We start from the raw sequence: 12,827 nt of genomic DNA, 5'->3' as shown, positions 1-12,827 counted from the left end.
CGGGCACCCGCAACCCGGAGGTTCCCCATGAGCATCACCGTCGTCGGCGCGTCGCTGGCAGGCCTGAGCACGGTCCGCGCGCTGCGCGCAGAGGGCTATGACGGCGAGATCGTCGTCGTGGGGGAGGAGCGCCACAGCCCCTACGACCGCCCGCCGCTGTCCAAGGACTTCCTCAAGGGGGACATCGACGCCGACGCGCTCGCACTCGGCGACGCCGACGAGTACGAGGCCCTGCAGGTCACGTGGCTGCTCGGCGAGCGCGCCGTACGGCTCGACCCCGCGGACCGGTCCGTCACCCTGGCCGGGGGACGCCGGCTGCGCAGCGACGGGGTCGTCGTCGCCACCGGTGCCAGCCCCCGGCTGCTCCCCGGCATGGACGGGCTGGCGGGTGTGCACACCCTGCGCACCCTCGACGACGCCGAGGCCCTGCGCGCCGAACTGCTGGACGGACTGCCCCGCGTCGTCGTCATCGGCGCCGGTTTCATCGGCGCCGAGGTGGCCTCCACCGCCCACCGGCTCGGCCTCCACGTCACCGTCGTAGAAGCAGTCGACGTCCCGCTGGAACGCCAACTGGGGCGCGAGATGGGCCTGGTGGTCTCGTCCCTGCACACCGATCACGGAGTGCGCCTGCTGTGCGGAACCGGTGTGGCGGGACTCGTCGGCGAGGGCCGGGTCTCCGGCGTGCGGCTGGCGGACGGGCGCCTGCTGCCCGCCGACATCGTCGTGGTCGGGGTGGGCGTACGGCCCGCCACCGACTGGCTGGCCGGCTCCGGCGTACAGGTGGACGACGGTGTGGTGTGCGACGCCGGCTGCGCGAGCAGCGTCCCGGGCGTGGTCGCCGTCGGCGACGTCGCCCGCTGCCCCAACCCGTTCACCGGACGGCACGCCCGCATCGAGCACTGGACCAACGCCACCGAGCAGGCGAAGACCGCCGCCCGCACACTGCTCACCGGCGAGTCCGCCGCCCCCGCCCGGGTCACCGCGCCGTACTTCTGGTCCGACCAGTACCAGGTCCGCATCCAGCTCGCCGGACACGTCGCCCCCGGCGACCGCCCCGAACTCATTGAGGGCAGCCTCGACAGCCGCTCCTTCGTCTCCGTCTACCTGCGCGAGGGCACCCCCGTCGCGGTGCTCTCCCTGAACCAGCCGAAGCTGTTCAACCGGCTCCGCCGCACCCTCGCCCCCGCCACCGCGGCCGCCGTCTCATGAGTCCCGCACCTCAACTCTCGCTGAAATCAGTGCAGTTGACCGCCATGAATATTCCCCGACACCTGCGCTACACCTGGGACCACGAGTGGCTGGTCGTGGACGAGGGCAACGCCACCGTCGGCATCACCGCCTTCGCGGCCGAGGCCCTCGGCGACGTAGTCCACCTTCGGCTGCCCGAGGTCGGCACCCGTGTCGAGGCGGGCGAGAGCTGCGGGGAGATCAGGTCACGGACGGCCGTCAGCGGCCTGTACGCCCCCGCCTCGGGCGAGGTCCTGGAAGTCAACACCGCGCTGGCCGCCGAGCCGGGCGTCGTCAACACCGCCCCCTACACCGTCGGTTGGCTGTTCAGGCTGCGGGTCGAGAACATCGCCGGCGCCCTGTCCGCCGACGCGTACGCCGCCCACTGCGCCCACACCCGAGGAGAGCGCCGATGACCCGGCCGTACGCCGCTCTGTAAACGACAACCCTCCCGCAGGGGCGTGCCCGTGACCCGCGTCGGTACGCCTCGCCAATCCCACGGAGTATGGCGTGGCAATCAGCGTCTTCGACCTGTTCTCGATCGGCATCGGCCCGTCCAGTTCGCACACCGTCGGCCCGATGCGGGCCGCCGCGATGTTCGCCGCCCGGCTGAAGCAGGACGGCCTGCTCGCCCAGACCGCCGCGGTACGCGCGGAGCTGTTCGGCTCCCTCGGTGCCACCGGCCACGGCCACGGCACCCCCAAGGCGGTGCTGCTCGGCCTGGAGGGCAACGAGCCGCACACGGTCGACGTCGCCCAGGCCGACCTGGACGTCGAGCGGATCCGGACCACCGGGCGCATCCGCCTCCTCGGCGCCCAGATCGGCCCGGCCCACGAGATCGGCTTCGACATCTCGACCCAGCTGGTCCTGCACCGCCGGCGCTCGCTGCCGTACCACGCCAACGGCATGACCTTCTTCGCGTACGACGCCGACGGTGTGCCGCTGCTGGAGAAGACGTACTACTCGGTGGGCGGCGGCTTCGTCGTCGACGAGGACGCGGTGGGCGCGGACCGCATCAAGCTCGACGACACGGCGGTTGCCCACCCGTTCAGCACGGGTGACGAACTGCTGCGGCTGGCCCGGGAGACCGGCCTGTCGATCTCCGCGCTGATGCTGGAGAACGAGAAGGCCTGGCGCACGGAAGAGGAGATCTGGACCGGACTGCTGGAGATCTGGCGGGTCATGGAAGGGTGCGTGTCGCGCGGCCTGGCCGTCGAGGGCATCCTCCCGGGCGGTCTCAAGGTCCGCCGCCGGGCCGCGGCGGTGGCCCGCCAACTGCGGAGTGAGGGCGACCCGTTGGGCCGCGCGATGGAGTGGGTCACGCTCTACGCGATGGCGGTGAACGAGGAGAACGCGGCCGGCGGCCGGGTGGTCACCGCCCCGACCAACGGCGCGGCGGGCATCATCCCCGCCGTCCTGCACTACTACCTCAACTTCGTGCCGGGCGCCGACGAGGACGGCATCGTCCGCTTCCTGCTGGCCGCGGGCGCCATCGGCATGCTCTTCAAGGAGAACGCGTCCATCTCCGGCGCCGAGGTCGGCTGCCAGGGCGAGGTCGGCTCCGCCTGCTCGATGGCCGCCGGCGGCCTCGCCGAGGTGCTGGGCGGCAGCCCCGAACAGGTGGAGAACGCCGCCGAGATCGGCATGGAACACAACCTCGGCCTGACCTGCGACCCGGTCGGCGGCCTGGTCCAGATCCCGTGCATCGAGCGCAACGGCATGGCCGCGGTCAAGGCCGTGACCGCCGCCCGGATGGCGTTGCGCGGCGACGGCCGCCACCACGTCTCCCTCGACAAGGTCATCAAGACCATGAAGGAGACCGGCGCCGACATGAAGGTCAAGTACAAGGAGACCGCTCGCGGCGGACTCGCCGTCAACGTCATCGAGTGCTGAAGAGGCGAGAAGAGGCGAGTCCATGGGACGGGTCACCGAACGACGGCGCGTGCTGCGCATCCGGGACGGAGCGGTCAGCACCCGCCCCGACACACTGGTGGTGGAAGAGCCGCTGGAGATCCGGCTGGGCGGCAGGCCACTGGCGATCACCATGCGCACGCCCGGCGACGACTTCGCGCTCGCCGCGGGGTTCCTGGTGAGCGAAGGAGTCGTGGGCCGGGCCGAGGAGGTGGCCAACATCGTCTACTGCGCGGGCGCCACCGCCGACGGCTCGAACACGTACAACGTCGTCGACGTGCAGCTCGCCCCCGGCGTGCCCCTGCCCGACATCACGCTCGAGCGGAACGTCTACACCACTTCCTCCTGCGGACTGTGCGGCAAGGCCAGCCTGGACGCCGTACGGACCACCGCACGATGGCCGATCGCCGACACACCCCCGGTCCGCGTCACCCCCGCACTGCTGTCCGCCCTGCCCGACCGACTCCGCGCCGCCCAGCGGGTGTTCGACCGGACCGGAGGCCTGCACGCCGCCGCACTGTTCTCGCCCGAGGGCGAACTGCTGGACCTGTGCGAGGACGTCGGCCGGCACAACGCCGTCGACAAGCTGATCGGCCGAGCGCTCCAAGCCGGTCAACTGCCGCTGTCCCAAGCCATTTTGCTGGTGTCCGGACGGGCCTCCTTCGAGCTGGCGCAGAAGGCGGTCATGGCAGGCATCCCGCTGCTGGCGGCGGTCTCGGCACCGTCCTCCCTCGCGGTGGACCTGGCGGCGGAGACCGGGCTCACGCTCGTGGGCTTCCTGCGCGGCGCCTCCATGAACGTGTACACGGGCGAGCAGCGCCTCGACCTGAGAGCCGAGGCCGTGGCGTGACCCGGCGCGCACCGCTGCACGGCGGCACCCTCCTCGTCCCGCCCCGGCTGCGACCGCCGGGTGCCCGCAGCCGTCCCCGCCGCGTGGCCATGCTCAGCGTGCACACCTCACCGCTGCACCAGCCCGGCACCGGCGACGCGGGCGGCATGAACGTCTACATCGTCGAGCTCGCGGGGCGCCTCGCCGCCCTCGGCATCGAGGTGGAGATCTTCACCCGGGCAACCTCCGCCGCGCTCCCGCCCAGCGTCGAACTCGCGCCAGGCGTCCTGGTGCGGCACGTGGCCGCCGGACCCTACGAGGGCCTGGCGAAGGAGGATCTGCCCGCGCAGCTGTGCGCCTTCACCCACGGCGTGACCCAGGCCTGGGCCGGCCACCGCCCCGGCCACTACGACCTCGTCCACTCCCACTACTGGCTCTCCGGCCAGGTCGGCCGGCTCACCGCCGAGCGCTGGGGCGTCCCGCTCGTCCACGCCATGCACACCATGGCCAAGGTCAAGAACGCCTCCCTCGCCGAGGGCGACACCCCCGAACCCGCGCACCGTGTGCTCGGCGAGAGTCAAGTCGCCCGCGCCGCCGACCGGTTGATAGCGAACACCGAGAAGGAGGCGCAGGAGCTGCTGCGCCACTACGACGCCGACACCGACCGGGTGTCGGTCGTCCACCCCGGTGTCAACCTCGACTGCTTCCGCCCGGCCGACGGCCGTGCAGCCGCCCGCGCCCGCCTCGGCCTCCCGCAGGACGCCCTGATTCCGCTCTTCGCGGGCCGCATCCAGCCGCTGAAGGCGCCGGACATCCTGCTGCGCGCGGTGGCCCGGCTGCTCGAGGAACGGCCGCAGCTGCGGGAGCGGATCGTGGTGCCGGTCGTGGGCGGGCCGAGCGGCAGCGGCCTGGCCAAGCCGGAAGGACTGCAGAAACTGGCGGCCTGCCTCGGCATCTCCGACGTCGTGCTGTTCAGGCCGCCGGTCGGCCAGGACCGGCTCGCCGACTGGTACCGGGCGGCATCCGTCCTGGTCATGCCTTCGTACAGCGAGTCCTTCGGCCTGGTCGCCGTCGAGGCACAGGCCTGCGGCACCCCGGTGATCGCCGCCGAGGTCGGCGGTCTGCCGGTGGCGGTGCAAGACGGGGTGAGCGGAGTGCTCGTACCGGGGCACGACCCGGTGGACTACGCGCGGGCACTGCGCCGCTTCGCCGACGATCCCGCGCTCTCGGCCCGCATGGGCGAGGCCGCGGCCCGCCACGCCCACTCCTTCGGCTGGGACAGCGCCGCAGCGGCGACGGCGGAGGTGTACACGGCGGCGATGCGCGAGAGCCGTCAGGCCCGCTGACGGAGGAATGCACCCGACAGTGACGACGGGGCCGTACTGCCGCCCGCAGCCGCGCCGGCCGGGTGACGGCAGCGCGGACCGCCCGTCACCGAAGTCGGCGACGGGCGGTCCGCGTGACGGTTGCCTGCCGGGCTACTTGCCGTAGTACGCGTCGTAGATCGAGATCGTCGACGAGTTGTTCTTCTTGTCGGTGACCTTGGCGCGCAGAGAGACGGACTTGCCCTTCGCCGGGTTCTTCACGGTGAGCTTGCCGTGCTTGACGGTGACCTTCTTCCACGTCTTGCCGTGGTCGTACGACACCCACACCGCAAGGGACTTGAGGTTGCTGCCCTTGGCCGCGCCCTGGACGGTGACCGGGTAGGTGACCGTCCTGCCGGCCGCGACCGTACTGTCCAGGCCGGTCTGCGCGTTGAAGCGGACCGTGGAGAGCGGCAGGGCGACCGGCAGGTTCGACGGCTTCTTCGAGTGGAACGTCCAGGCTGCGTCGACCCGGCTGGATGCGGTCGACAGCGCGGCGGCGCGCTTGACCGAGGTGGTCAGCCGGTACGCGCCGTCCGAGGCCGGGACCTTGAACGACTTGTCGTTGCTGATCGGGGCGTTGAAGGAGTCGATCTTCTTGCCGTTGCGGTACAGCGTCGTCGTCGCCGAGGCGTAGTCCGAGTCACCCAGGTGACCCGCGCTGTCGCTGAACAGCGGAAGCACGCCGGAGATCTGGTTGCCGTCGCGGGTGATGCCGCTGTTGGAGGACACGAGGGGCCCGAACACCGCCGTGTTGAACCGCTGCTGGTAGGTCCGGCCCGCCTTGAGCTTCAGGTAGTCGTCCACCCAGGAGGTCACCTCCGCGACCGGGTTGCCGTCGGTGTCCTTCTTCCCGGAGTACTGGTAGAAGTCCGGCCGCCACTCGGCGCCGTCCACGGCCGACACGTGGTACGTGCGGGTGCCGGGCAGCTTCTGCGGGACCGTGTCGGCACCGGCGGACATGTAGCCGTAGCCGTCGGGCACGGAGCCGGTGAGGGCGACGGCGCCGGTCTTCCCGGTGACCGAGGCACCCATGCCGATCTTCACCGTGGCGAAGTCGCTCGCCTTGTAGTGGCGGACGTACGCCGTGATCTTCTTGACCGGAGCGGCGGCCGCGGTGTCGTACTCGGCCGTGTCGCCCTTGGTCCACTGTCCGGACCAGGTCTGGGAGAGGTAGTCGACCGCAGGGCCGACGTGCGCGACGCGGATGTCGGCGAAGGAACCCGCGAGGACGCCATTGCCGTCCGCCCCGCTCTGGCCCGGGTAGTACCGGTACCCCACCCACGCGCCCTTCGGCTTGGCCGCCGGGTCCGGCACCGTGATGTCGGGCGACTTCGCCTTGTTCAGGTCGAACGTGACCGTCGTGTTCTTGGTGACGTTCAGCAAGGGCTGGATCATCCAGTCGAGGCCGCCCTTGTAGGTCACGAGGTCGTTCGCACTCGCCGACTCCAGCATGTACTTGCCCTTGGGCACCCGGACGACGGCGGTGTTGTCGGTCGACTCGGACGACAGCCAGGAAGCCGCTCCCAGGCCGTCGATGGACATCATGGAGGCGACGTGCTTCGGGCTCTGGCCGGCGCGGTTGATGTACTTCAACGTCACGTTGTAGTGCTCGGTCTCCCGTACGACGCCCACCGCCGTGCTGACGGTCTGCCCGCCGCCCGTGGCCGAAACGCGCGCAGAGTACCCGCCGTTGAGCGAGCCGCCCAGCTTGGCGTTCACGGTGACGCCGACCGTCGCCGTGTCGCCCGCCGGCACGGTCACCTTGTCCGCACCGAGCGCGAAGAAGCCCGCCGGGGCCGCCTTGCCCTTCGGGTCGAAGCCCTTGGCGGTGAGGGTCAGAGCGACGGCCTTGGTACCGGAGTTGCGGTATGTCAGCTGCTTGGTGACCGGGGTGTCGTCGGTGTGCGGCCACTGCTGGACGGGGAAGTCCAGCGTGGTCGGTTCGGCGACCACGCTCTGCGCGATGGCCTTGTCGACCTGGATACGGCCCGCACCGCCCTCGAAGGTCGAGTAGTCACCGCCCTTGCTGGAGCCGACGAGCGTGGCCTTCAGCTGGGCGTACGTCCAGTCGGGGTGCTCCTGCTTGAGGATCGCGGCGGCGCCTGCGACATGCGGGGTCGCCATCGACGTACCCGAAATGGTCAGGTAGCCGGGCGGGTTCTCGCCGACCTCCTTGGCGACGACGCTGTCCTTGGCCGCCGCCGCGGTGATGTTCACGCCGGGCGCGGTGACGTCCGGCTTGAGGGTGCCGTCGACGGTCGGACCGCGGCTGGAGAAGTAGGCGAGCTTGTCGTTGCCGTCGACGGCGCCGACGGTGAGCGCGTCGGCCGCACTGCCCGGCGAGTCGATGGTTCCGGCGCCTCCCTCGCCCTCGTTGCCGGCGGCGATGGCGAACAGGATGCCCTTCTGCTCGGAGAGCTTGTTCACCTCGGCCTCCAGCGGGTCGATGCCCGCCTCGTCGCCGCCGCCCAGGCTGAGGTTGACGATGTTCGCGCCCTGCTGGGCGGCCCACTCCATGCCCGCGAGGATGGAGGAGTCGTCGCCTCCGCCCTCGTCGTCGAGGACCTTGGCGTTGAGGAGGCTCGCGCCGGGCGCGACCCCCTTGTACTTGCCGCCGGACTTGGCGCCGGTGCCCGCGATGATGGACGCGACGTGTGTGCCGTGGCCGAAGTGGTCGATGGTGTCCTTGGCCGTGGTGAAGTTCTTGGACGCGATCACCTGCGGCTTCAGGTCCGGGTGCGTGGTGTCTATGCCCGTGTCCAGGACGGCGACCTTCACGCCCTTGCCCGTGTAGCCCTTCGCCCAGGCCACCGGCGCACCGATCTGCGGCACCGACTTGTCGAGGCTCGCCTTGCGGACGCCGTCGAGCCAGACGTGCGCGATGCCGGAGGCGAGGCTGTTGCCGTCGGTGACGGCCTTCCACAGCCCGGGCGTGTTCTGCCGGGACGCCAGAACGGCGTCGGCGTTCAGAGACTTGAAGGCCGCACCGAGCGTTCCGGTGTCCCGCACTCCGGCCTTCGCGGCGCGCGCGGCGCCGCTGTAGCCGACGATGACCTTCACGCCGTTCTTCTGGTTCTTGCGGTTGGCGGCCTTGTTGAGCTCGGTGATGTCGAACAGCCGGCGGTCGAGTCTGCCGCTCGCGATCATCCGGGTCGCGTCCATCGGGATGACGAGAGTGTGCCTGCCGACGGTGCGGACCTGCACGGGGATGTGCTCGCGCCCCTTGGCCCGGTCCACGCCGACGACCCGGCCCTTGGCATCCACGGTGACGCGGTCACCGGTGATGAGAGTGATCTGGTGGGTGCGGCCGCTCGCCTTCGTGGTGCTCTCGGCGAATTTCGCGGGAGTCGACGGGGTCGTCGCCTGTGCCAGATCGGCCAGCTCCGCGGCCAGCGCCAGGGCGGCCACTGTCGCGACCGCGGCCGCGCAAGCTCGTTTCACGCGTGCTCTTTTGACGTGTTTACGCAAGGTTTCCCCTGGTGTCTGAGTTCGGTGCCTCCCAGGCTGGCCAGCGCCAATTTGATGCACAGCCCCCACGCGTCACCGGAATCAACCGGAACCTCCCGTGCCGGATCGGCATCTGGCGGGGTGAGCCGTCCCTGTCGCCGTCGGCTCGCGATCCGCAGTGCAGGAGGTGGTCCCATGGGCCGTCCCGAAAGACCTCTGGACCCGGCTGCCGGACCCGTCGAGCGCCTTGCGCATCAACTGCGTGAGCTGCGCCGGGCCGCCGGCAATCCGTCGTACCGGGCCATGGCCGCGGGCAGCGGTGTCTCCGCGACGACGCTGTCGCGGGCGGCCGCGGGCGAGCGGCTGCCCTCGCTCGACGCGGTCCGCGGCTATGTGCGCGCCTGCGGCGGCGACCCGGGGGAGTGGGAGCCGCGCTGGAAGGAGGCCGAGGCGGCCACCGCGGCCGCCGTACGGGACGAGGCGGAGGGCGCGCGCCCGCCGTACCGGGGCCTGGCCCGCTTCGAGCCCGGCGACCGGCACCTGTTCTTCGGCCGCGAGCGGATGGCCCGGCAACTGGAGCGGCTGGTGTGCGACCACCGGCTCGCCGTGCTGTTCGGCGCGTCCGGCAGCGGGAAGTCCTCGCTGCTGCGGGCGGGGCTGATCCCCGGGCTGCAGGAGCGGACCGCGGGCCGGGGGAGCCCGACGGTGCTGCGGATCCTCACCCCGGGCGCCAGCCCGGCCGCCACCTACGGCCACCTGCTGGCCCCCGCGGCGGACGAGCCGGAGTGCTGGGTGGTGGTCGACCAGTTCGAGGAGGTCTTCACCCTCTGCCGGGACCAGGCCGAGCGGGCCCGCTTCATCGACCTGCTGCTGGCGTCCAGGGACCCCGGCAGCCGGCTGCGGGTCCTGATCTCCGTACGCGCGGACTTCTACGCCCGCTGCCTGGAGCACCGGGGGCTTGCGGACGCGCTGCACGGTGCCGCGCTGGCGCTGGGGCCCATGACCGCCGACGAACTGCGCGAGGCGGTGGTCAGGCCCGCCGCGGCGGCCGGACTCCTGGTCGAACGGGAGCTGACCGCGCGGCTCGTCGACGAGGTCCTGGACGAGCCCGGCGGACTGCCGATGCTCTCCCACGCCCTGCAGGAGACCTGGCGCAGGCGCAAGAGCCGCATGCTCACCCTGGCCGGGTACCAGACGGCCGGCGGGGTGCGTGGGGCGATCGCCGCGACCGCGGAGGAGGTGTACGGGCAGCTGACCCCCGAGGCGCAGGCCGTCGCGCGACGGCTGCTGCTGCGGATGGTCGAACCGGGCAACGGCACCCCCGACACCCGGCGCCCGCTGACCCGCGCCGAACTCGCCGAGTGGGCCGACCCCGCGGTGCCGGGCGTGGTCGAGCGGCTGGCGCGCGCCCGCCTGCTCACCACCGACGAGGACGGCGCCCAACTGGCCCACGAGGCCCTGCTCACCTGCTGGCCGCGGCTGGCCGGCTGGCTGGAGGAGGACCGGGAGCGGCTGCGCCACCACCGGCGGCTGGCCGAGGCGGCCCGCGCCTGGCTGGAGCACGACCGCGACCCCGGCGCCCTCTACCGCGGCACCCGGCTCGACCTCGCGCAGGAGCAGTTCACGGACGCCGAACTCACCGCTCCCGAGCGGGAGTTCCTCGCGGCAGCCCTGGACGCGCGCGAGGCGGAACGCCGTACGGCCGCACAGGCCGCCCGCCGCACCCGGCTCCTGCTGGCGACCCTGTCCGCCGTCCTCGCCGTCGCGCTGACCGCCGCACTGGTGGCGTGGACCCAGCACCGTACGAACGAACAGCAGCGCACCGATGCCGCCGCCCGCAGCCTCGCCGTCGTCGCCGACTCGCTCCGTACGGCCGACCCGCGCGCGGCGATGCTCCTGGGCGCCGCCGCCTGGCGGACCTCCCCGCTGCCCGAGTCCCGCCGTGCCCTGCTGGGCGGCCTCGCCCAGCCCGAAGTGGACGCCTTCACCGACCCCGAGCCGGGCAACATGACCAACGACTTCCTCGCCGACTCGGGCCGCACCCTGCTGAGCATCGACGGCCGGACCTGGCGCACCTGGGAGGTGACCACGCATCGCCGCACCGCCACGGGAACCCTGCCGGACGGCGCACAGGTCTTCGCCGCCGGCCCCGACGCCCGCATCCTCGCGCTCAGCACGGGCGACGGGCTGCGGCTGTGGGACACGGCGCGGGGCCGCTGGACCGGGGACCCCCGCCCTCTGCCCCGGAAGAGCACCTCGATCGCCTTCGGCGGCAGCGGCCGCAGCTACCTGGTGGGCGACCCGACCCGCGAGCGGGTCCAGCTGCGCTCCGTCGCCGAGGGGCGGCTGCTGTCCGAGACCCGGGCGCCCGATGAGACCCGCGTCGCCCCGAGCTCCGACGACCGCCTGCTGGCCGTCTGCCCGGCCGGACGGGCGCCGCAGGTGTCGGACGTCCATGGCCACCGCACACTTCCCGGCGCCTGGCAGCAGGCCGACGGCCTGTGCACCGGCTCGGTGCAGCTGGTGTTCGGGCCGGGCCGCCGATTCGCCGCCGCAGACGCGACCGGCGTGCATGTCTGGGACGCCGGAAACGGACGCCAGGTGGCCGCCCTCGAGGACCCGGGGGTGACGTCCGCCGCATTCAGCACGGACGGGGCGTTCCTGGCGACCGCCGACGGCACTGAGATCAAGGTGTGGCGACTCGCGGCCCCCGACACCCCCGTCTTCCGCCACTCCCTCGACGAGCAGCAGGTCTACGGCACCCTGGCCTGGGACCCCGGCCACCCCACCCTCCGTTACCTGGAAGACCGCACCGTCCACTCCTTCGACACGACGACGGCCACCACACCGGCGTGGCGTTCCCATGCGGCCGACGGCACCCTGCTCGCCCCGGACGGCCGCACGGCGGCCACCGCCGAACGCATCGGCACCCGCTACCGCTTCGTGCTCCGCGACACCGGCGACGCACACGGGACGCGGACACTGCCGTCCGTGCCGCTACCGGTCTCCTCCGACGCCGACGCCCAACCGGAGGACGTGGCGCGGCAGACCTCGCCCCTGATGGCGTTCAGCCCCGACGGCAAGACGTTCGCGTACGGCCTCACGGCCCCCGACCACAGCCCCGCCGCGCAGCGGATCACGGTCTGGGACCTGACCCGCGCCCGCGTCCTGGCCACGCTGGACCTGGCGGCGGCGCACCCTTCCGAGGGCGTGGAGTCCCTCGCCCTCGGCCCCGGCGGCCGCACCCTGTATGCGGCCCGTCCGACCGACGAGGGCAGTGTGGTGGACGAGGTGTGGGACATCACCGGCCACCGCCGATCCGGCACGGTCGCGGGCCTGGCGAGCACCCTCCTCACGGTCCGCCCTGACGGCGGGCTCCTCGCCGGTGAGAACCGGGCCGCCCGCCTCCCCTCCGGGCATCGCACGGCCCTGGGCCTGCTGCAGGACGGCACCAAGGCCCTCGCGTTCAGCGCCGACGGCTCCCAGCTGGCCGCGGGCGACCGCACCGGCCGCGTCGTCCTCTGGGACGGCGATCTGCGCCACCGCGCGGGCACCCTGCCCGACGTCTTCCCCGACTCCCCGCCCGACAGCCCGGAGACCATCAGCGCCCTCGCCCTGAGCCCCGACGGCCGCACCCTCGCGGCGGCCTCGGACGCCGGAACGCTCCAGCTGTGGGACACCCGGACCCGGCAGCCGCTCGGCGGCCCCCTGCAGACCCCCGGCGAGGCGATCGACTCCCTGGCCTTCGCCGGCGACGGCCGCACGCTGTACGCGAGCGGCGCCCACGTCCCCCTGCAGCGGTACGCCGTCGACCCCGCCCAGGCCGTCCGGCACGTGTGCACCCGCGCGGGAGGCGACCTGACGCGGGAGCAGTGGCGGACGTACGTGCCGGACACGGCGTATCGAAGGGTGTGCGCATAGGCCGCCCGCGGGTGCAGGCTCCGTATGACGCGATCGACACGGACTACGCGCCTGTTGTGCGAAAACGTCGGTTACTGTGCATGGCTAAGTGACACAAAGGGGGCAGAGCAGGCGGAGGGCGAAGC

Annotated in this window: 7 protein-coding genes; 6 read left to right on the top strand and 1 reads right to left on the bottom strand. The window is 72.4% G+C overall.

Annotation, left to right across the window (positions count from 1 at the left end):
* Positions 1 to 27: 27 nt before the first annotated feature.
* The 5 genes from ACFY10_RS40500 (at position 28) to mshA (ending at position 5,313) form a co-directional block, all read left to right on the top strand.
* Positions 28 to 1,209, top strand: coding sequence for an NAD(P)/FAD-dependent oxidoreductase (locus tag ACFY10_RS40500; RefSeq protein WP_390670308.1), 1,182 nt, complete (start codon positions 28 to 30; stop codon positions 1,207 to 1,209).
* Positions 1,210 to 1,253: 44 nt separating this feature from the next.
* Positions 1,254 to 1,643, top strand: coding sequence for a glycine cleavage system protein GcvH (gene gcvH / locus ACFY10_RS40495; protein ID WP_390670306.1), 390 nt, complete (start codon positions 1,254 to 1,256; stop codon positions 1,641 to 1,643).
* A 94-nt stretch (positions 1,644 to 1,737) separates the two neighbouring features.
* The gene (locus ACFY10_RS40490; RefSeq protein ID WP_390670305.1) at positions 1,738 to 3,120 is read left to right on the top strand and encodes an L-serine ammonia-lyase; all 1,383 of its coding nucleotides are present in this window, start codon (positions 1,738 to 1,740) and stop codon (positions 3,118 to 3,120) included.
* Between the two features lie 22 nt (positions 3,121 to 3,142).
* Complete coding sequence (gene fdhD / locus ACFY10_RS40485; protein WP_390670304.1) at positions 3,143 to 3,988, top strand: formate dehydrogenase accessory sulfurtransferase FdhD; 846 nt, start codon at positions 3,143 to 3,145, stop codon at positions 3,986 to 3,988.
* Positions 3,985 to 5,313 carry a D-inositol-3-phosphate glycosyltransferase gene (gene mshA, locus ACFY10_RS40480; RefSeq protein WP_390670303.1) on the top strand — a complete coding sequence of 443 codons (1,329 nt, stop codon included), beginning with the start codon at positions 3,985 to 3,987 and terminating at the stop codon, positions 5,311 to 5,313. The genes fdhD and mshA overlap by 4 nt, the downstream gene beginning before the upstream one ends.
* 132 nt (positions 5,314 to 5,445) lie before the next feature.
* On the opposite strand, the gene ACFY10_RS40475 is transcribed toward mshA, so the two are convergent.
* Entirely contained in the window at positions 5,446 to 8,775 is a 3,330-nt protein-coding gene (locus ACFY10_RS40475) for a S8 family peptidase (RefSeq protein ID WP_390670302.1), read from the bottom strand.
* 201 nt (positions 8,776 to 8,976) lie between these two features.
* Here ACFY10_RS40475 and ACFY10_RS40470 point away from each other — a divergent pair, with 201 nt between their 5' ends.
* The gene (locus ACFY10_RS40470; RefSeq protein WP_390670301.1) at positions 8,977 to 12,702 is read left to right on the top strand and encodes a hypothetical protein; all 3,726 of its coding nucleotides are present in this window, start codon (positions 8,977 to 8,979) and stop codon (positions 12,700 to 12,702) included.
* Positions 12,703 to 12,827 lie beyond the last annotated feature (125 nt).

The sequence above is a fragment of the Streptomyces sp. NPDC001401 genome, from assembly GCF_042895385.1.
Lineage (GTDB): Bacteria > Actinomycetota > Actinomycetes > Streptomycetales > Streptomycetaceae > Streptomyces.
Note: the sequence above shows the minus strand (reverse complement) of the source record. Positions and strands in the feature narration are given on the sequence as shown.

Excerpts from the sequence above, each read along its gene's own strand:
- ACFY10_RS40500 (WP_390670308.1), top strand. The coding sequence starts at position 28 with ATGAGCATCACCGTCGTCGGCGCGTCGCTGGCAGGCCTGAGCACGGTC.
- gcvH (WP_390670306.1), top strand. The coding sequence starts at position 1,254 with ATGAATATTCCCCGACACCTGCGCTACACCTGGGACCACGAGTGGCTG.
- fdhD (WP_390670304.1), top strand. The coding sequence starts at position 3,143 with ATGGGACGGGTCACCGAACGACGGCGCGTGCTGCGCATCCGGGACGGA.
- ACFY10_RS40470 (WP_390670301.1), top strand. The coding sequence starts at position 8,977 with ATGGGCCGTCCCGAAAGACCTCTGGACCCGGCTGCCGGACCCGTCGAG.